This is a genomic window from Bacillus sp. FSL H8-0492 (assembly GCF_038006145.1).
Lineage (GTDB): Bacteria > Bacillota > Bacilli > Bacillales > Bacillaceae_G > Bacillus_A > Bacillus_A mycoides.
Map to the genome: position 1 here is coordinate 462,565 of NZ_JBBOUP010000001.1, position 19,306 is coordinate 481,870.

The following is a 19,306-nucleotide window of genomic DNA, read 5'->3' on the forward strand; positions in this document are numbered from 1 at the left end:
CATCCCACGCTGATTATTAGCCCTCGCCAATCAGGATTTTACGGGCAACAGGGCTCCCACCTAACTTCTTTGCCCCAGCCGAATTTGGAGGTGGGAGTTTTACTGCCCGGCGAATAGCGGGATAAACTGAAAACTTGTGTTTTCGCATTTCCTTTGGTATATATGAATATTGTTCATAAAAAGGTCGGAAAGGAAGACATCAAGTTGAAGACAGAGAAATTTTTTACCCATCCGATTGGCGTGTTTATTGCTGCGATAGTAGCAACATTTTTATGGGGAAGCGCATTTCCCTTTATTAAATTAAGCTATGCTGAACTTGGAATTCAGCCGCAAGAAGTCGGGGAACAAATATTATTTGCTGGCTATCGCTTTTTCTTATCTGGTGTAATGCTCTTATTATTTTTTAAAGCGTTAGGAAAAGATATGAAGTTCAAAAAAGGAACAGGAAAGCAGTTAGTTCAAATTGGCTTGTTTCAAACTTTTCTTCAATATATATGTTTTTATATTGGAATGAGTTACAGCTCAGGAATTGAAGGAGCGATTATTTCAGGAACATCATCATTCTTTCAAATTTTACTCGCACACTTTTTATATAAAGATGATGCTCTAAATAGGCGAAAAATAATTGGAGTAGCTATCGGTTTTTGCGGTGTGATTTTAGTGAATGTACCGAGTGATGGAAGTTTATCATTTCATTTTGGAATAGGTAGCTTATTACTTCTTGGGGCAGCCATGATGTATTCGTATGGAAACATATTAGCGAAAGAAGGTAGTAAAACATTAGATATTGGGTATATGACAGCATATCAGATGATTTTCGGATCAATTGGATTGCTATGTATAGGTGCATTTCAAGTTGGAATGATGCCATTCGCATTTAATCTACATGCAATACTTATGCTCGTATATTTATCGTTCTTATCAGCAGCGGGATTCTGTATATGGAATACAATTATGAAGTATAACAAAGTAGGGAAAGTCTCGATGTATATGTTCTTTATACCAGTGTTTGGTGTGCTACTATCAAGCCTGATTTTAGGGGAAGCAATTCATTCCTTTGTACTATTTGGTTTAGCATGTGTCGCAGCGGGAATTATTGTAGTAAATCGTAACCCGGTTAAAAAGAAAGTTGAGCAAGAAAAACAAGTAGCATAGAGAACAGAAAAACGATTAAAATGGAAGAACAGTATTGTTCTTTTTTTTTACATAGAAAAAGGAGAACGTGCTATATGTAACGAAAAAAAGATAGAAAAAGCATTTATTGAGGAGAACATATTATGAATGTACTTTACATTGTGTTAGTCGGGCAAATTATTCTTTTTGTAATGGGAGCAATTTATGCAATAGGACAGACGAAGAGAACGAGAAATAATATGCCGTTACCTTTAGCGGTTCGTCTTATTCTTAGTTTTTCTTTAACAGGAAGTGCAATTTGGATATGGTTACAAGATCCATCGGTTGAGTACAGTACGTGGGTTGCACTCGGTATGACTTTATCAACTGTAGGGGATTTATTTATGGCAGGATTAATTCCAATTGGTCATCGATTAATTGGAGGAATGGTTACTTTCGCTCTTGCGCATTGTTTCTATGTGAAAGCATTTTTACAAACAGGTATTTCATGGAATGGTTTTTGGATCGGTTTACTCGTATACGGACTCTTTCTAATTATAGGGTGGTTTTTCTTTATTCGAAATGAAAAACAAGACAAACTTTTTACAATAGGCGCTCTAATTTACGGTTTGTGGGTTGGAGGAATGGCATGTTTTGCATTCGCCTTATATTACGAGAATATAGGAATATGGTGGATACCAGCACTTGGTGGTTTACTGTTTGTGATTTCTGATTTTATTATCGGCGTGACAGATATCGGAGGGCGCAAACTGAAGTATGAACCGCTTTGGATTTGGTTTACATATGTCGCAGCGCAGATGTGTATTGTATATGTAGGATTATAAAAAGATACTCTCAAAAATAGTTGATAAACTATTTTGAGAGTATCTTTTTTATTGCTATGCTATTATATTTGTTTGTTTAATTTGTGCAGTATTTTATACTTTCTAAGTATGGATTTCATAAGGGGAATCCTGCTTGACAGATGGGAAATATAGTATATAAAAATAATAAATTTATAGAGATTATTATTTTTATATTTGTAATATTCTAATGTTATAATTCAGAATTTTGTGGAAATTAACTAGTCGGAGTACTTATAATAAAAATAAAAAGATGATGAGATGGTGGAATGATGCAAAAGAAAAAACGTTTGCGTGAATTCTTTGAAATAATTGCAATTGCATGTTTATTGGTGTTTTTGGCGAAAATCTTTTTGTTTTTTCCTACGACTGTAAAAGGAGCGTCGATGAGGCCGACGTTACAAGATGGAGATAAAGTAATTATTAATAAACTTGCAAAGAGATTTGAAAGTTATGAGAGAGAGGATATTATTGTCGTGAAGACAGATAATTTCTACGTGAAGAGAGTTATTGGATTACCAGGAGATGTAATTGAGATGAAGAATGATCAATTATATGTTAATCATCAAGTGAAAAATGAAGAGTATTTAAAGAATAATAAAAAACAGGCAGAAAAATTACTTATCAATTTAACTGAAGATTTTGGACCGATTACAATTCCTAAAAATAAAATTTTTGTGATGGGAGATAATCGTTTAGTTAGTAGGGATAGTAGGAACGGCTTAGGGCTCATTGATAGAACAGAAGTATTAGGAAAGTTCATGGCGATATATTATCCATTTGAACATGTGAAAATTGTAGATTAAAAATAAGAAAAACCAAGCGAATTAGTTGCTTGGTTTTTCTTATTTAAACAGTTGGTGTTTTATTTATTGTTTCTTGTGAAGCAATATGTTCATTATTTTGGTCGATATTTAACATGAATTTTCGTTGTAACAATTGCAATTTAAAGAGTGTTAAAGGATCATGATAAGTTTCTGGGTTCGTTCTTAGCTTTGTTAATGTTTGCTCATCTTCTTGTATTTCAAGTTGGGCCGCTTCTACGGTTTGTTTCAATATGCTAAGAGGGTCTTTAAAGAACATCATGATATCCCGTTCTAGCGCACCTTCAAATACTTCAAATTGAAGGAAGAATTGTTTTGAAATCATCTGAGCAACTTCTGTATAATCTTCTGTTTCAATATATTGTTTATATTTATTTGATAGCATAGATTGATTTTTTTGCATATTACCGAATAATTTCCCTGCACTCTTTAAGAAAAATTGTGTCGGTGTAAAGCGTAATAAAATATTGATGTTAGCTACTGTAATTCTATTCGTCATTCTTGCAACATCTCTATCCCAGTCATCTAGTAATTTGAAATCACAAGGAAGTTTAATACGCTCTTCCTCATAGAGCTTATTAAAGGTATCGCTCATTTCATCTAAATAAGCCTGAGCTTGAATGAATTCATTATGAGCAGTTTCAATCCATTCTTGAATAGACCCAGTAAACTTAGGAAGAAGCACTTGCTGTACATGTTTTTGAATTCTTTCATTCATTGCTACATTTAGTTCTTCATGGACCAGTTTGAAATCACTATCTTCTTGAACGAGGTCAGAGCAACTCTGCAACAATTCAGGGATTTGAGAATGTATATCCTGCGTAATCTCTTCTTTTGTTAAGAGATAAGATTCTGTAATAGAACGAATTTTATCTTTTTGAATGGCAGTAAGATTATTAATAAAACCATCAAGTTTTACTAAAATATGTTTATTCCAGCGAACGGATTTCACTAACGTATTTTCTAATTCCACACGTTCATTTACAAGGTATGCAATTGTTTTTTGGATAAACCATAATAATTTTTCAATGCGTTCTTTTTCCACGTTACGCTGAGTAAGGTTAGAAAGAATAGAGTCTGTTACATTACCTAGCTGTTCACTACTCTCTTGTGAAGGAGAGTAAGGGAAAAAGTGTGCTTCTGGGAAATGTACGAGTATTTTCTTTTTAATGCTGTTCGTGATATTTTCACTAGTATTCGTATCAATTGTTTGTAAGACGAATTTAATTTGTAAATTTGGTACTTGCTCACGAATATATAATAATGTATCGAGCTCTTCATCATGTAATGGTGAAGCTGAATTTAGGACATAGATGAGACTATCTGCTGCCTGTAAGTATTCAAAGTGAGAGCTGTTTTTGTCAAGTTGTCCATGCACAGTAGGTGTGACAAGGAATGAAAACTTATTTTTTCGTAAAAATCTACTTGGTAATTTAACTTCAATACATTTTCTTTCTAGTTTTGACTGAGAAGGTACCGCTAGTATGTTATGAAGTTCGTCAAAGTTTGGTATATTTCGTATATCTAGTTCTGTAAGCTCAGTTATTTCAGTTTGACTATCATCTTTAAATGTAATTGAAGTTGTTATAGCCTCATTTAATATATTTTCTCCTAGTATAGAGTTAATAAAGGCTGATTTATCATAATCGCTAGCTCCTGCTACTAGAAGTTGTGTAACAGTTAAATCGTATAACTCACGAACAAGTAGTGTGAATTGATGACCTAAATCTACATCATTCTTCTCAGCCCATACAGCAATCGTTTCAAATAATGCTGATACGTCTGCCATATCAACATTTGCATGAGCTGATGCATTTGAAAGTAAGGCAAATGCGCTTTTTACGAGTAATGATTCTAGAGTTGTCGGTGAAACTTCATTCCATGCTAATACTGCTGCGGAGACAAGTAAAGAATCTTCCGCTCTCATTAAACTAAACCAATTTGTTAATAAATCTGGTACAAGTCCTTGTAATTCGTGCATGAAATTTTGTCCAGTAATCAATTCGAAGTACGTCTCTTGATAGCGAGTAGAAATTTCATTCCAATCGTCATGAGCATCTACTTCAACATGTAAGAATAGGTGATTTATTGTTTGAATCCAAGGGAGATGGAATGATTCATTTTCATAGCTGTTCCAAAGTGAGATAACAAGCTCTTTAAATTGAACTTGATCAATTGTATATAAGGCTTTTAAAGATTCATAGAAATACTCAGGTTTAATTTTTTTAGTAAAGCCTCTGTTCACATAATTGATTAAAGTATCGAACCAGTGTAATGATTTTGTTCGAATTCCTTCTTGAACAGCGAGTTCAATAGCATTATTCCAATCTTCTTGTTTTTCATAGAACGATCGAGCGATTGCAGTAATATTTGGATAGTCTGGTTGAAATGCAACAGCCTCGCTAATCGTCTTAAATGCTAGTCCTAAACGATTTTGCTCTATATAAAGGGAAAGAAGTTGTAGGGAAACTTCCATTGTAAGAGTTGTATCTTCTGTTTGGATAGATGTATAAATTTCTTCTGCTTTTGGCAAGAAATCTAATTCGAAATAAGCATCTGCAATATTCTTCATAGCCCAGAGAGCAAGTTCATTATTTACTTTCTCCCATTTGAATATAGCGGCTTCAAAGTCGTTAGTTTGAAAATAAACTTCACCTTGTGCAAAGCGAATATTAGATATATTGGAGAATTCATTTTTTGATTCATTTATATATGCTTCACCGAGTACTTCCGCTACCGGAATGGAAGAGTCTTCTGTTAAAAATGTTTTATAGTAAATCTTTTGGATAAATTGTTTTTCAATGGTCATGTTCGTTCCCCCTGTATAATTTAGAAAAATGATGTTGTATGTAAAAGGGTGCATGTTACTCTAATAGGTAGAAGTTGCATTATATAGACCAAACTATGTTTTTGCTAGATATATCATTTTTCTTGAGAGTTAAACCGTTGCAAAAAGTAACTTCCCTTTATTGTAACAAAAAAATAAGCCTATGAATTTTTATTTTTTTATCTCGCTATTTATAGGCAGTAAGACTCCTACTCCAAAATTGAGCGAATGCAAGGAAGTTAAGTGGGAGACCTGCTGCCCGTAAAATCCCGATTGGTTCAGGCTAATAATCAGTGGGGATGGATAAAAAACCACCGATTAAATCTCTATTTAAGGAATGGAATAGAAGTAGAGTTCATTATAAAAACAATGTATAGTGAATATGTATACCATGTTTGTCTTAAAGATAGAATGGGCACAATATGGGATAACGATCGTGTATAGGATGTGTCTTCCGAATGGAACAACATATTGGCGAGTTAATCGCACATTATGGATATTTTGGAATTATTATAGCTTTAGCTGGCGGGATTGTTGGATTACCTATACCGGATGAGTTTTTATTGACTTTTATTGGATATAACATTTCAAAAGGAGTTATGTCAGGAACAGCTGCTTTTTTAAGTGGAATGGCAGGTGCAATGCTTGGCATTACATTAAGTTACATATTAGGTTTAAAACTTGGGCTCCCTGTTTTAAAAAAATATGGTCCGAAAGTTAGAATTAAGGAACATCATATTGAAAAAAAACATATTTTATTTGAAAAATACGGTCCATTTCTTTTAATGATTGGCTACTTTATACCGGGAGTACGTCATTTAACAGCATATTTTGCTGGAGTTTCAAATTTAACATTGTGGCGATTTTGTTTGTATGCTTACGGTGGTGCACTAATTTGGATAAGTGTTTTTATTGGCTTAGGTTGGAAACTGGGAGAGAAGTGGCGCTTTGTTGAATATAGTTTACATCATTATGGAATATGGATTTTATTAGTTTCGGCAATTGTAATATTGATTGTGTGGATTTACATAAGGAAAAGAAAAAACCGCTAATAATAGCGGTTTTTTTAGCTGAAAGCAATAAATAATACACCAGCTGTAATAAAGACTACACCAATACCGGTCATAAAGTTTAACTTTTCACCTAATATAATCATCGCGAGAATAATGGAAAATACTACACTTAATTTATCGATAGGTGCTACTTGTGAAACTTTTCCTGTTTTTAATGCAAGAAAATAAAATAGCCATGACGAAGCACCAGCGATTCCACTTAATGTGATAAATAGCAGTGCTTTTTTATTTAGGAGGACATCACCGATATTTTGAAATTTACCTTGTATAATAATAACTCCTACCATAAATAATGCCATAATAATAGAGCGAACCGTTGTTGCGACGTTGGCATCGATTCCATCTAAGCCAATCTTTCCGAAAATAGATACGAGGGCAGCAGCAATTGCTGATAATAGTGCGAATAATAGCCATGAACTCATAGTGAAACTCCTCCAATCTTACATTATTATACATGAAAATCATTCTCATGTATAAAAACGAAATAAACCCCCGCCCTATATTTTTAATAAGGTGGGGGTTTATTATACTACTCTGCTATTTCTTCATATAAAAAGTACGTTACATTATAAATATGCTCTACTTCATCGTCTGTCATAAATAATAATTCGTCACGTTCAATCCCTTTTTTCTTTTCAATAAACTCAATCATGTTTTTTCGTTCTTCTCTTTTCATCAATTTTAATTTCTCCCCTCAATCTGTTTTAATACAGTTTATTTAAGTTACTGCTATTATATAACAGAATCTTTAGAAAGTTCCACCTATTTTATTGTTTTTTTCAGAAGAACCTTTCGACAAAACAAGCCCACCTAAGGGGGCTTGTTTTTATTTTATAGTCGTAAAAACTCGGGCTCGGTCGTACCAGCACCATCGATGTAATAAATTGTATCGGGATTGATTTTTATTAGTACGTAATTAGGGTCTTCCGCACCGAGTAACCAGCGTTTTAAGCTATTAGTCCAAAATTTGTTTTTTAATGTTTGATCTTCTTCGATGGAAGCTATACCTTCAACTTCAATGTAATCCTCATCTAATTTCTTTCCTTCACGTCCAAGTAGTACATGTACATTGGAATTTTTTTCAATATCTGTTATCTTTTTTGAATTTCGATCTGTTGCAACATATAGTACAAAATCTTCGTGGAAAAACATCATAAAGGCGCTATGTGGCTTATCGTTACGTACAGTAGATAATACACCAGTGCGTTGACCTTGAATAATAGTTGCGATTTTTTCTTTTAAGTGCATATTTTTAGCCTCTTTTCATAATTCATAATTTTTTCTGTCTGGACAAGATAATTTAAATATCTTTCATACTGTTTTCTTCAATCCGATTTTTTAAACGTAATTGTGATGAAATCGGACAAGTTAGGAGATGAATAATAATAATATCGAGGAGAAATACATACGATGGAAGGATGAAAAGCATGTTTAATAAAATATTTCTTATAGTAGCGCTTATAGGTGTACCACTTTCTGTGATCGGAAAAACACTTCATTGGCCACAAACTATTATGTTTGCTGTATACTGCATTACTATTATTGCATTAGCTGGTTTTATGGGGAGGGCGACAGAAAGTTTAGCAATTGTTTCTGGGCCTCGGATAGGTGGTTTATTAAATGCAACTTTCGGTAATGCCGTGGAACTTATCATTTCAATTTTTGCACTCCAGGCAGGATTAACAGAAGTTGTTTTAGCTTCCTTAACTGGTTCTGTACTTGGAAACTTATTACTGGTAGGAGGGTTATCCTTCTTTATAGGTGGCCTTAAGTATAAAAGACAAAGTTTCAATGTTTATGATGCAAGACATAATTCAGCTTTATTAATATTTGCTGTTGTCGTAGCCTTTGTTATTCCAGAGATTTTTTCAATGAAGATGGATGCTGGAAAGACGTATCAATTAAGTATTGGTGTTTCTATTATCATGATCATTATGTATCTTGCTGCATTGCTATTTAAGTTAGTTACGCACCGTGGTGTATATCAACATAAAAGTGATGAAGTAGCGCATGAGGAAGAGCCTGAGTGGTCCAAAGGTAAAGCGCTACTCGTTTTAGCGATAGCAACACTTGCAGTTGCTTATGTGTCAGAGGCACTCGTACATACTTTTGAAACGGTCGCAAAGTCGTTTGGCTGGTCAGAGTTATTTATAGGGGTTATTATCGTTGCAATTGTTGGTAATGCAGCAGAACATGCATCTGCGATTATTATGGCATATAAAAATAAAGTAAATATCGCAGTAGAAATTGCAGTAGGTTCTACATTACAAATCGCCATGTTTGTTGCTCCTGTGTTAGTACTTCTTTCGATGTTTTTTGCACAAAAGATGCCGTTAGTATTTACAATACCAGAACTTGTTTCTATGATTACAGCTGTTTTCTTAACTATTGCTATTTCAAATGATGGGGATACAAACTGGTTTGAAGGAGGCACTTTATTAGCTGCGTATATCATTATGGGAATTGGTTTTTATTTATTATGAAAAATAGGGATAACAATGCTTCAGAGGGAAAACACTAAATACAGTAATTTATATACCTTTACATAGGAAGGAGCCAGACAGGTGAAACGAATATACAGCATATGTCTTTCAACCATGGTCTCGTTTATTTTATTATTTCCTAACAGTAGTTTTGCAAAGACAACGGTAGAAGTAAAAATGCCTTCATCTGTTTTAAATATTTCAAAGGATAATACATTTCCAAATGATGCACAAGATTTACCGCGTTTACAGCCAAGTAAGTTTGCGCAAGAACTATTGAAAACAGCAAATATCAAAATTGAAAACCCAGATTTAATTCGAATGTTTAATGAAACGACAATTTCGAATGCACCGCTTGCAGTAGGGTACCGAGCGAAAATTTATTTAGGGCAATGGGCATTAAATTATGAGTCAATAGACACATCGATTAATTGGGAATATAAGCAAGTAAATCGAAATGTATATGATAATCGCGGAGGGGATCGCTTATACCCACTTCGCTATAAGCAAGAAACCCAAAAGACAATCGAAGGTGATTTAACAGCAGATATGAAAGATACTACAGATGTGAAAAAAATGATGCTTCTAAAAGCGCTTGAAAAAGTACAATTGCCACTTTCATTTAAAACAACCATTGGTTATGGTACTGGACATGAGCGTGTTTATAATATTAGTCCAAGTCAACTTGGATATTTATATGCGTATACACCAGCAGTAAATGAAAAAGGAAAAGTAACATTTGGAGAAGTCTACCTTGTGTTAAAAGGGAATCAAAAAAGGCTTGTCGTGAAAAATATTACATCTCAAGGAATCGGAGCCGCTATTCCAATTCATGATCATTTATTTTTCAAATTTGTTTCTTCATCGCATGCACAATGAAATAAAAAACGTCAGCCTATAAGCTGACGTTTTTTATTTATAACATAATGTTTGATGTTTTTGATAAGAAATCTTCTTTTGGATAGTAGCTATTTTTTACAAGAACATTTGGTCCAAGGCATTTCACGGCAGGACAATGGCAACTTAATGATTTTGCTGTTTTTGAGTCACACCATTTGTCGTAAGCTTCTTGTAGTGTATTTGTTTGTACATTACCTAGAAGCGGGACATCACCGAAGTCGGTCACGATAATATTTCCATCGAAAATATTTACGTTCAAACGAGAACGACCATCTGGATCATTGCGGACAGTTACATTTTTACTTTCATGTAATTTCTTTAGTGTAGCTAAATCGTGTTCATTATCACTACATGCATAGAAAGGTAATGTTCCGAATAACATCCACACATTTTCATCACGGATCTCTAATAAATGTTCAACTGCATTTCGAATTTCTTCTTTTGTTAAAATTTCAAGTGTGCTAGCGAAGTCACTCGGATACATCGGGTGAACTTCATGACGTTTACAGCCCATTTCTTCAACGATTTGACGGTGAATATGTTCAATATGTGGTAGAGTTCGTTTGTTTAACATAGTTTCGGCTGATACGAGTACACCTGCCTCTGATAGAGCTTTACTATTTGTAATCATTCTTTCAAATAATTTAGCGCGCTGTTCATAAGTAGGCTTACGCTCCATCATTGCAAATCCGCCTTCAACGAAGTCATCGATTGTTCCCCAGTTATGTGAAATGTGCAATACATCTAAGTAGGGAATAATTTGTTCGTAACGTGCTAAATCTATAGTTAAGTTTGAGTTAATTTGAGTGCGAACGCCTCGTTCATGGGCGTATTTTAAGAGTGGTGTTACATAGTTGTCGACGGATTTTTTTGAAAGCATAGGTTCTCCGCCTGTAATACTTAAAGAACGTAAATGAGGAATCTCATCTAATCGTTTTAATAAAAGCTCCATCGGAAGCGGGTTTGGATCTTTCGGCTGTAATGTGTAACCAACAGCGCAATGCTCGCAACGCATATTGCATAACGTCGTCGTTGTAAACTCAACGTTTGTTAATAGTAGTTTGCCGTACTCTTCAAGGTCCATATACGCTTCCCATGGATCGTAAGAAGGAGTAATCGGCTTCATTATTTGTGATATCGTCATATGAAATACTCCTTTGACTATTGAAATAACAATTTGTCCATTCTCTATAATAGAAGAATATGAGCTTTTTATAAAGTGAAACTTTTTTGTGAAAAAAGAGAGAGGGCTTACATTATAATGAATTACTGTGACGAAATTGATGAAATTACATGCCCATAGCAATCATTTTTGCGGTATAATAAAAGCAACTCGAATTAAAAGGAGAGTGCCTTCATGGGAAAAGCAATTCAAGGTAAAGATTCACAACTAGTATATTTGAAAGAACGTTTAAATATGTTCATTGAAGTAATTGATACGATTGAACCAGAAGAGGTAGAATTAGAAGATGTAGATCGTCTTCTTGCAATGTTAGATGAATTAGAACTGAAATGTGAGCAATTTAAAAAAGACGAATAATATATTAAAAAGGCTGCCACTACAAAATTGGCAGCCTTTTTCTGTACGGATAATAGAAGGAATATAGAAAAAAAGGTATAATCAAGTTGTGAAAAATTTCATCTAACCTTTAATGGCGTGAAATAAAGTGAAACTTTACTCAGTGGGGGTCATTCCCCACTGAGTATTAGTTGAACCAATCGGGCGTTTACGGGCAGTTGATCTCCCACCTAACTTCTTTGCTCCACCTGAATTTTGAGGTGGGAGTCTTACTGCCCGTTAATGCGGGATAAATAAACAGCTGAAGAGTATAACAATGGAATTTTCATTTCATAACGTTTTGGTAGCGTTCACAATTGAGGGGGAAGTAACAATGGAAAAGCTTCAAGAAAGCATGTATCAACTAATTGTTGAAACGTCAACGAACTTACCGAAAGATGTTCGTCGCGCAATTCAACAAGCGAAAGAACGAGAAAATGCAGGAACTCGTTCGGCGATGGCACTTGGCACAATTACGAATAACATTAAAATGGCAGATGATAATATCTCGCCAATTTGCCAAGATACAGGGATGCCAACGTTTAAAATTTATACACCAGTTGGTGTGAATCAATTAAAACTGAAGGAAGCTATCTATAGTGCGCTTGAGCGGGCGACAAAAGATGGTAAACTTCGTCCAAACTCTGTTGATTCTCTTTTTGGAGACAATAGCGGAAACAATTTAGGACCAGGTACACCTGTTATTAAGTTTGAACAATGGGAAAAAGATTACATTGATGCACGTTTAATTTTAAAGGGCGGCGGTTGTGAGAATAAAAATATTCAATATAGCCTGCCTTGTGAAATAGAAGGACTTGGACGAGCTGGGCGTGATTTAGAAGGAATTCGTAAATGCCTTCTTCATGCAGTATATCAAGCGCAAGGTCAAGGGTGTAGCGCAGGAGTAATCGGCGTCGGTATCGGGGGAGACCGCACATCAGGTTACGAATTAGCAAAAAATCAATTATTCCGTACATTAGATGATGTAAATCCAGTTCCAGAATTACACAAGCTTGAAGAGTATGTATTAGAGAATGCGAATAAGCTTGGCATTGGTACGATGGGATTTGGCGGAGAAACAACTTTATTAGGTTGCAAAATTGGAGTATATAATCGTTTGCCAGCGAGCTTCTACGTATCTGTTGCGTATAATTGTTGGGCATATCGTCGTCTTGGTGTAACAATTCATCCTGAAACAGGTGAAATTATGGATTGGTTGTACCAGGAAGGTGAAGATACACTTCAGCAAGATGCTGCGCAAGAACAAACAGAGCAGCGTGAAATCGTATTACAAGCTCCAATTACAGAAGAGCAAATTCGTGAACTTCGTGTTGGTGATGTTGTTACAATTAACGGCATGATGTATACAGGACGTGATGCGATTCATAAACATTTAATGGATAACGATTGTCCAGTAGATTTAAAGGGACAAATTATTTATCATTGTGGTCCAGTTGTAGTGAAAGATGAAAATGATAATTGGCAAATTAAAGCGGCAGGTCCAACGACAAGTATTCGTGAAGAGCCATATCAAGGTGATATTATGAAAAAGTTCGGTATTCGTGCTGTAATTGGTAAAGGTGGTATGGGTGCTAAAACATTAGCAGCTTTAGAAGAACACGGTGGTGTGTACTTAAATGCAATTGGTGGTGCAGCGCAATATTATGCTGAATGTATTAAAGAAGTGAAAGATGTTGATTTCTTACAATTCGGTATCCCAGAGGCAATGTGGCATTTACGTATCGATGGTTTTAAAGCAGTTGTAACGATGGATTCTCATGGTAAAAGTCTACATGCTGATGTTGATAAAACATCACTTGAAAAATTGGCAAGCTTTAAAGAACCTGTATTTAAGTAAAGAGAAGTGCATCTCGAATTATTCGAGGTGCATTTTTTTGGTATATATAGAAAAACATGTTCAGCATGAAAGAAAGCAGGGAAACAGAAACTACAGGTACGATTATATATGGAAAGGAGACTATTTATGAAATATAAATGGTTATATATAGGTCTCATTTTTTCAATTATGATGGCACTTGTTCCAGTTTCAACATTTGCTTATACGAATACACCACATAACTGGGGAATCCCACGTCCTAAAAATGAAACGGTGCCAGATGCAGGGAAACTATATACAGAATTACTACAAAAAAATGGTGGGTTTTATTTAGGAGATACGAAGAAAAAAGATATTTATTTAACATTTGATAATGGATACGAAAATGGATATACAGGAAAGATTTTAGATGTACTGAAGGAGAAAAAAGTACCAGCAACTTTCTTTGTGACGGGACATTATATAAAAACACAAAAAGATTTATTATTAAGAATGAAAAATGAAGGACATATTATTGGTAATCATTCTTGGAGTCATCCAGATTTTACAACAGTAAATGATGCAAAACTTCGTGAAGAATTAACGAGCGTAACGGAAGAGATTAAAAAAGTTACTGGGCAAAAAGAAGTGAAATATGTACGCCCTCCGCGAGGCGTGTTTAGTGAAAGAACGCTAGCGCTTACGAAAGAAATGGGATATTATAACGTGTTTTGGTCGCTTGCATTTCTTGATTGGAAAGTAGATCAGCAAAGAGGATGGCAATACGCTCATAATAATGTAATGACTATGATTCATCCAGGATCTGTTTTGTTACTTCATGCAATATCAAAAGATAATGCAGAAGCACTTGCGAAAATCATTGATGATTTGCGCGAGAAAGGGTATCATTTTAAAAGCCTAGATGATTTAGTAAAAAGCAATCAACCGTAAGCATGTATGCTTGCGGTTTTCTCATGCTATAATGATGTGTAAAAAGGATGGGGAAACGTATGTGGAGCGAACATGTTACGTTAGAATATCCGTACCATTTTGAGGAAGTACTAAAGCGTTTATCTTTCGACCCGTTAAACGTTATTCAATTAGACGAGAAAGTAATTTATGTCCCGGTTTTTATAGACGAAGAACAGATTGTTGTTCGTTTGCAAGGGATTGGTACTGTTCAAAATCCACAGTTTTGGATCTCTAGTCAGGCAGGAGATCAAGAGAAAGTAATGAAACGAATGAGATCCATTTTTCACTGGAATGAACCGTTTCAAAATATACAAAATCATTTTTTAAACACATCATTACGTCCACTATTTGAAACATATGCTTATACTCCAATTATTTTAGAATTCGATTATTTCGCTTGTCTTCTTCGCTGTATTATTCATCAACAAATAAATTTGAAATTTGCTACTGTGCTAACAGATCAATTTGTAAAACGATATGGGACAGAGAAGAACGGCGTTTTCTTTTTCCCAACACCAGAAAGAGTAGCAAACATTTCAATAGAAGAATTGAGAGAGCAGAAGTTTAGTCAGCGAAAAGCCGAATATATAGTAGGATTAGCAAAACATATTGTAGGCGGTAAATTAGATTTAGCAAGGATAGAAAACGAAACAGAAGAAGAAGTATCGGCACAATTGTTACCAATAAGGGGTATTGGAGCATGGACAGTGCAAAACTTTTTAATGTTTGGGCTTGGTCGGAAAAATATGTTTCCAAAAGCAGACATTGGAATTCAGCGCGCAGTGCAAGGTGTATTTCAATTAGATAATAAGCCTGATGATGCATTTTTAGAAAAAGTGAAACAAGAGTGTGAACCATATTGCAGTTATGCAGCGTTATATTTATGGAAAAGTATAGAGTAGAGGTGTAATAATGATACAAAAGCAACAAGAGAGTAAGTTGGAAGTTGGTCAAACGTTTCCTGTGACAATTAAACGTCTTGGGATTAACGGAGAAGGCGTTGGTTATTTTAAGAGACAAGTTGTTTTTATTCCAGGGGCATTACCAGGAGAAGAAGTTGTTGCTGAAGCAACGAAAATTCAGCGTGGCTTCGCTGAAGCGAAAGTGAAAAAAGTTCGTAAATCCTCACCACATCGTGTGAAAGCACCATGTTCAGTATATGAGGAGTGTGGTGGCTGTCAATTGCAGCATTTAGATTATAAAGAACAATTAAATCAAAAGCGTGATATCGTTGTACAAGCATTTGAGAAGTACATGAATAACAGTCTGGAAGAGAAAATTCGTCCGACGCTTGGTATGGAAAATCCATGGCATTATCGTAATAAAAGTCAATTGCAAGTGGGGCGTAAAGACGAAAAGGTTATTACAGGGTTATATAAGCAAAACTCACATCAGTTAATTGATATTTCTCATTGCATGATTCAGCATAAAGCAACGAATGAAGCGACAAAAGTTGTAAGACGTATATTAGAAAAATTAAATGTTTCTATTTACAATGAGAAAAAACAAAAAGGTTTAGTACGCACAATTGTGACACGTACTGCAGTTCAAACAGGGGAAGTGCAAGTCACACTTATTACAACAAAAGAAGAATTACCAAATAAAGATCAATTTATCGCAGAAGTGCAAAAACAAATGCCAAGTGTTAAATCAATTATGCAAAACGTAAACTGGCGTAAAACATCTGTTATTTTCGGTGATAAAACATTTAAATTAGCTGGAAAAGAAGTAATTCAAGAAACACTAGGTGATTTATCATTTGAATTATCAGCACGCGCATTCTTCCAATTAAATCCAGAACAAACAGTTGTTTTATACGATGAAGCGAAAAAAGCAGCTGCTTTAACAGGAAACGAGAAGATTGTGGATGCGTATTGTGGTGTCGGTACGATTGGACTTTGGCTTGCGAATGATGCAGCGGAAGTACGTGGTATGGATGTAATTCCAGAAGCGATTGAAGATGCAAAGAAAAATGCAAAACGCCACGGATTCACAAATGCAAAGTATGAAGCTGGTAAAGCGGAACAATGGTTACCAAAGTGGGTAAAAGAAGGCTGGCGTCCAGATGTCATTGTTGTCGACCCACCGCGTACAGGTTGTGATGATAAATTACTTGAAACGATTTTAAAAGTGAAACCGAAACAAGTTGTTTACGTGTCTTGTAACCCGTCCTCATTAGCACGTGATGTGGAAACATTAATGGAGAGCTATGAAGTGGAGTATGTACAACCAGTTGATATGTTCCCGCATACTGCGCATGTAGAAAATGTAGTGAAACTTGTTAGAAAGTAACATTCAATAAGGATATGTCCCTCACAAAGCAGGAGCTATGTGAGGGTATATTTTATTTAGCGAATGGAAGTAAGGAGAATATAATGAACAATTATAAATTGACGATTCAATATGATGGTGCGCGTTATAAAGGGTGGCAACGTCTTGGTAATAATGACAATACGATTCAGGGGAAAATCGAAAGTATAATATCTGAAATGGTCGGAAAAGAAATTGAAATTATCGGCTGTAGTAGAACGGATGCTGGTGTACACGCTTTGAATCAAGTAGCTAACTTTCAAAGTGATGAGAAGTTAGTAGAACATAAAGTAAAAAAGTATTTAAATCAATATTTACCAAATGATATTAGTATTACGAGTGTAGAAGAAGTACCAGATCGTTTCCATGCTCGTTATAATTCTAAAGCAAAAACATATCTTTATAAAATTTGGAATGAAGAGCATACGAACCCATTTATGCGTAAATACAGCATGCATGTGAATAAACAATTAAATGTGAAAAGCATGAAAGAAGCTGCGAAACATTTAGTTGGTTCACATGACTTCACTGCCTTTTCAAATGCAAAGTCTAAGAAAAAATCTATGGTTCGAGAAGTGTATACACTTGATGTTTCCGAAGAATCAGGATTTGTACAAATTAGAGTAAGTGGTAACGGATTCCTTCATAACATGGTGCGGAAAATTGTTGGAGCATTAATTGAAGTTGGATTAGGGCAATTAGAGGCGGACGCAATTCCAAACATTTTAGAGGAAAAACAACGTAATCAAATTAATTGTCTTGCTGAGGCGAGTGGATTGTATTTGGAGAATGTTGAATTTTAATAATAAGTAAAAAAATCGAGCTGATAAGGCTCGATTTTTTTGCACTCTGAAATTAAGAAGATTTCTCTTTCTTCATACGTAGCTTCAAATTCCAAAAAGCAGCAAGCATAATAGCTGCAAAGGAGCCGCTAATTGTGCCTAAGAGCTTTGCATGAGGAAAGCTGCTCATATCAATGAATAGCATTATACATAGAATGGTAGGGAAAAGACCTAAGTAGTGTAATAACTTCAACTTCTTATCATTACTCATATACATTGCCCCTTTCTAGCATATTATACGTTTATTATAACATATTTTACCAGTTTCTTTGCACTTGGAGAAAGATTCATTTCATATGTGTAAGTGCAATTTTTTAATTCGATATTGTAAGTTTTGTCTACTCAATCCTAAAAATTTTGCAGCTTGTGAGATATTACCTTTATTTTCTTTAAGAATTTGATGGATATATTTCTTTTCCATTTCTTCGATTATACGTTTTAAAGTTTGTGGCGTATCAGTATTGTGACTAGTTAGCGGAGTCTGCATATTCAGTTCCTTTTTTGCTAGTTCGCGAAAGTGCGTTGGCATATGGAACGCTGTAATGATATCTTCATCTTCTATTAAGTTCATGGAGCCTTCAATTATATGTTCTAGTTCTCTCACATTACCAGGCCAATCGTATTTATAGAAGAAGTTATTTACGTTTAAATCTACATCTTTTACGCTAAGATCAAATTGGATATTGTATTTTTCAATAAAGTGTTGAACAAGATATGCAATATCTTCTTTTCGTTCCCGTAAAGGTGGAAGACATAAAGTAACAACGCTTAATCGGTAATATAAGTCTTGTCTTAATCGATTGTGTGCTATTGCTTCAAGAGGATCTTCATTAATAGTTGCTATAATACGAACATCAATTTCTTTTTCTTGTGTGCCTCCGATTCTTCGTATTGTTTTTTCTTGTATAGCCCGCAGCAATTTAGCTTGAAGTGCTGGGCTTAATGAGTTGATTTCATCTAATAACAAAGTTCCCCCATTTGCCTCTTCAAATAAACCAGGTTTATCTATTGCTCCTGTAAAAGCACCTCGATTTGTACCAAATAGTAAACTTTCCATTAAGGTTTCTGGTATAGCGGCACAGTTTTGCGAAATAAATGGTTTTGTTGAACGCTGGCTTTCATTATGGATGCTTTGCGCAAATAGCTCTTTACCGGTCCCTGTTTCCCCGATTATAAGTATGGAGGATGGCGTACGTATTACTCTCTTTGCTTCTGTAATGACCGATTGAATAGCTCTAGAATCACCAATTATGTGATCAAAGGTAAACTTAGTATTTTGTTTTCGAGAAAGGTTCGTTTTCATTGTTTGCTTTAAATGACTAATCTCTTTTGAAATTTCAATAGCGCCTTTAATTTTTCCATTTTCTATTATAGGAAAAGTATCGTTAATCGTCGTAATCTCTTGTCCTTTATTGTTAAAATACGTTTGTTTTATATTTTTGTTTGTTTTTCCAAGTTTTAAAGCCTCTATAAGAGTACTATTTTTATTTTCTTCAAATGCAAATACTTCTAAAGGGTTTTTATCTAGCACATCTAAGCGATCCATTGATTCAATTTCCATCATTTTACGGTTATAGATAATCGTTTTACTTTCCTCATTAATAATATGGATCCCAATATCTAGTTCATTGAGTAAAGTTTCGTATAGCACATTCATTTCAATAATCTTTTTAAAATTGATTTCTTCTGTATGCATGTATTATCTTCTCCTCGTTATACCCTATG

General features: G+C 34.7%; 19 protein-coding genes. 12 read left to right on the plus strand and 7 right to left on the minus strand.

What is annotated here, in order from left to right:
* The first annotated feature begins 204 nt into the window (after positions 1–204).
* The 3 genes from MHH66_RS02385 to lepB all read left to right on the plus strand — a co-directional run bounded on the left by MHH66_RS02385 (position 205) and on the right by lepB (position 2,782).
* The gene (locus tag MHH66_RS02385) at positions 205–1,155 is read left to right on the plus strand and encodes a DMT family transporter (RefSeq protein ID WP_078185169.1); all 951 of its coding nucleotides are present in this window, start codon (positions 205–207) and stop codon (positions 1,153–1,155) included.
* A gap of 122 nt (positions 1,156–1,277) precedes the next feature.
* The gene (locus tag MHH66_RS02390; protein WP_078185170.1) at positions 1,278–1,958 is read left to right on the plus strand and encodes a lysoplasmalogenase; all 681 of its coding nucleotides are present in this window, start codon (positions 1,278–1,280) and stop codon (positions 1,956–1,958) included.
* Between the two features lie 287 nt (positions 1,959–2,245).
* On the plus strand, positions 2,246–2,782 hold the full coding sequence (lepB, locus tag MHH66_RS02395) for a signal peptidase I (RefSeq protein WP_002010249.1): 537 nt from the start codon (positions 2,246–2,248) through the stop codon (positions 2,780–2,782).
* 43 nt (positions 2,783–2,825) lie between these two features.
* Here lepB and MHH66_RS02400 read toward each other — a convergent pair whose 3' ends face one another.
* The gene (locus MHH66_RS02400; RefSeq protein WP_078185171.1) at positions 2,826–5,609 is read right to left on the minus strand and encodes a tetratricopeptide repeat protein; all 2,784 of its coding nucleotides are present in this window, start codon (positions 5,607–5,609) and stop codon (positions 2,826–2,828) included.
* 476 nt (positions 5,610–6,085) lie between these two features.
* On the opposite strand from MHH66_RS02400, the gene MHH66_RS02405 reads away from it, so the two are divergent.
* On the plus strand, positions 6,086–6,679 hold the full coding sequence (locus tag MHH66_RS02405) for a DedA family protein (protein ID WP_078185172.1): 594 nt from the start codon (positions 6,086–6,088) through the stop codon (positions 6,677–6,679).
* A 14-nt stretch (positions 6,680–6,693) separates the two neighbouring features.
* On the opposite strand, the gene MHH66_RS02410 is transcribed toward MHH66_RS02405, so the two are convergent.
* The 3 genes from MHH66_RS02410 to MHH66_RS02420 all read right to left on the minus strand — a co-directional run bounded on the left by MHH66_RS02410 (position 6,694) and on the right by MHH66_RS02420 (position 7,948).
* Positions 6,694–7,122 (minus strand): EamA family transporter, encoded by a 429-nt coding sequence (locus MHH66_RS02410; protein ID WP_002029573.1) that lies wholly within the window; start codon positions 7,120–7,122, stop codon positions 6,694–6,696.
* 107 nt (positions 7,123–7,229) lie between these two features.
* A complete protein-coding gene (locus MHH66_RS02415; protein WP_000817786.1) occupies positions 7,230–7,376 on the minus strand; it encodes a BH0509 family protein in 147 nt (48 codons plus the stop codon).
* Between the two features lie 155 nt (positions 7,377–7,531).
* Positions 7,532–7,948: a pyridoxamine 5'-phosphate oxidase family protein gene (locus MHH66_RS02420; RefSeq protein WP_002010256.1), complete on the minus strand. Its 417-nt coding sequence runs from the start codon at positions 7,946–7,948 to the stop codon at positions 7,532–7,534.
* Between the two features lie 179 nt (positions 7,949–8,127).
* Here MHH66_RS02420 and cax point away from each other — a divergent pair, with 179 nt between their 5' ends.
* The gene (gene cax / locus MHH66_RS02425; protein ID WP_078185173.1) at positions 8,128–9,183 is read left to right on the plus strand and encodes a calcium/proton exchanger; all 1,056 of its coding nucleotides are present in this window, start codon (positions 8,128–8,130) and stop codon (positions 9,181–9,183) included.
* 81 nt (positions 9,184–9,264) lie between these two features.
* A complete protein-coding gene (locus MHH66_RS02430; RefSeq protein ID WP_078185174.1) occupies positions 9,265–10,062 on the plus strand; it encodes a YfkD famly protein in 798 nt (265 codons plus the stop codon).
* A 37-nt stretch (positions 10,063–10,099) separates the two neighbouring features.
* On the opposite strand, the gene yfkAB is transcribed toward MHH66_RS02430, so the two are convergent.
* On the minus strand, positions 10,100–11,227 hold the full coding sequence (gene yfkAB, locus MHH66_RS02435; protein WP_002125019.1) for a radical SAM/CxCxxxxC motif protein YfkAB: 1,128 nt from the start codon (positions 11,225–11,227) through the stop codon (positions 10,100–10,102).
* A 213-nt stretch (positions 11,228–11,440) separates the two neighbouring features.
* Here yfkAB and MHH66_RS02440 point away from each other — a divergent pair, with 213 nt between their 5' ends.
* From MHH66_RS02440 to truA, 6 genes are all read left to right on the plus strand, one after another.
* Complete coding sequence (locus MHH66_RS02440; RefSeq protein WP_002010264.1) at positions 11,441–11,623, plus strand: SE1561 family protein; 183 nt, start codon at positions 11,441–11,443, stop codon at positions 11,621–11,623.
* A gap of 352 nt (positions 11,624–11,975) precedes the next feature.
* Entirely contained in the window at positions 11,976–13,499 is a 1,524-nt protein-coding gene (gene fumA / locus MHH66_RS02445; RefSeq protein ID WP_088293327.1) for a class I fumarate hydratase, read from the plus strand.
* A 126-nt stretch (positions 13,500–13,625) separates the two neighbouring features.
* The gene (gene pdaA / locus MHH66_RS02450; protein ID WP_016093405.1) at positions 13,626–14,408 is read left to right on the plus strand and encodes a delta-lactam-biosynthetic de-N-acetylase; all 783 of its coding nucleotides are present in this window, start codon (positions 13,626–13,628) and stop codon (positions 14,406–14,408) included.
* A gap of 59 nt (positions 14,409–14,467) precedes the next feature.
* Entirely contained in the window at positions 14,468–15,331 is an 864-nt protein-coding gene (locus MHH66_RS02455) for a DNA-3-methyladenine glycosylase family protein (RefSeq protein WP_078185175.1), read from the plus strand.
* Positions 15,332–15,341: 10 nt separating this feature from the next.
* Positions 15,342–16,721, plus strand: coding sequence for a 23S rRNA (uracil(1939)-C(5))-methyltransferase RlmD (gene rlmD / locus MHH66_RS02460; protein WP_002029595.1), 1,380 nt, complete (start codon positions 15,342–15,344; stop codon positions 16,719–16,721).
* An 83-nt stretch (positions 16,722–16,804) separates the two neighbouring features.
* Positions 16,805–17,542: a tRNA pseudouridine(38-40) synthase TruA gene (truA, locus tag MHH66_RS02465; RefSeq protein ID WP_002125027.1), complete on the plus strand. Its 738-nt coding sequence runs from the start codon at positions 16,805–16,807 to the stop codon at positions 17,540–17,542.
* A 52-nt stretch (positions 17,543–17,594) separates the two neighbouring features.
* Here truA and MHH66_RS02470 read toward each other — a convergent pair whose 3' ends face one another.
* On the minus strand, positions 17,595–17,792 hold the full coding sequence (locus MHH66_RS02470; RefSeq protein ID WP_002140273.1) for a hypothetical protein: 198 nt from the start codon (positions 17,790–17,792) through the stop codon (positions 17,595–17,597).
* A gap of 81 nt (positions 17,793–17,873) precedes the next feature.
* Positions 17,874–19,277, minus strand: coding sequence for a sigma-54 interaction domain-containing protein (locus tag MHH66_RS02475; RefSeq protein ID WP_061689201.1), 1,404 nt, complete (start codon positions 19,275–19,277; stop codon positions 17,874–17,876).
* Positions 19,278–19,306 lie beyond the last annotated feature (29 nt).

Bases quoted from the DNA above. Each gene is read 5' to 3' on its own strand.
- rlmD (WP_002029595.1), top strand. From the start codon at position 15,342: ATGATACAAAAGCAACAAGAGAGTAAGTTGGAAGTTGGTCAAACGTTT.
- MHH66_RS02410 (WP_002029573.1), bottom strand. From the start codon at position 7,122: ATGAGTTCATGGCTATTATTCGCACTATTATCAGCAATTGCTGCTGCC.
- lepB (WP_002010249.1), top strand. From the start codon at position 2,246: ATGATGCAAAAGAAAAAACGTTTGCGTGAATTCTTTGAAATAATTGCA.
- MHH66_RS02390 (WP_078185170.1), top strand. From the start codon at position 1,278: ATGAATGTACTTTACATTGTGTTAGTCGGGCAAATTATTCTTTTTGTA.
- MHH66_RS02455 (WP_078185175.1), top strand. From the start codon at position 14,468: ATGTGGAGCGAACATGTTACGTTAGAATATCCGTACCATTTTGAGGAA.
- MHH66_RS02420 (WP_002010256.1), bottom strand. From the start codon at position 7,948: ATGCACTTAAAAGAAAAAATCGCAACTATTATTCAAGGTCAACGCACT.
- MHH66_RS02440 (WP_002010264.1), top strand. From the start codon at position 11,441: ATGGGAAAAGCAATTCAAGGTAAAGATTCACAACTAGTATATTTGAAA.
- cax (WP_078185173.1), top strand. From the start codon at position 8,128: ATGTTTAATAAAATATTTCTTATAGTAGCGCTTATAGGTGTACCACTT.
- MHH66_RS02405 (WP_078185172.1), top strand. From the start codon at position 6,086: ATGGAACAACATATTGGCGAGTTAATCGCACATTATGGATATTTTGGA.
- MHH66_RS02415 (WP_000817786.1), bottom strand. From the start codon at position 7,376: ATGAAAAGAGAAGAACGAAAAAACATGATTGAGTTTATTGAAAAGAAA.
- yfkAB (WP_002125019.1), bottom strand. From the start codon at position 11,227: ATGACGATATCACAAATAATGAAGCCGATTACTCCTTCTTACGATCCA.
- pdaA (WP_016093405.1), top strand. From the start codon at position 13,626: ATGAAATATAAATGGTTATATATAGGTCTCATTTTTTCAATTATGATG.
- fumA (WP_088293327.1), top strand. From the start codon at position 11,976: ATGGAAAAGCTTCAAGAAAGCATGTATCAACTAATTGTTGAAACGTCA.
- truA (WP_002125027.1), top strand. From the start codon at position 16,805: ATGAACAATTATAAATTGACGATTCAATATGATGGTGCGCGTTATAAA.
- MHH66_RS02475 (WP_061689201.1), bottom strand. From the start codon at position 19,277: ATGCATACAGAAGAAATCAATTTTAAAAAGATTATTGAAATGAATGTG.
- MHH66_RS02470 (WP_002140273.1), bottom strand. From the start codon at position 17,792: ATGAGTAATGATAAGAAGTTGAAGTTATTACACTACTTAGGTCTTTTC.
- MHH66_RS02400 (WP_078185171.1), bottom strand. From the start codon at position 5,609: ATGACCATTGAAAAACAATTTATCCAAAAGATTTACTATAAAACATTT.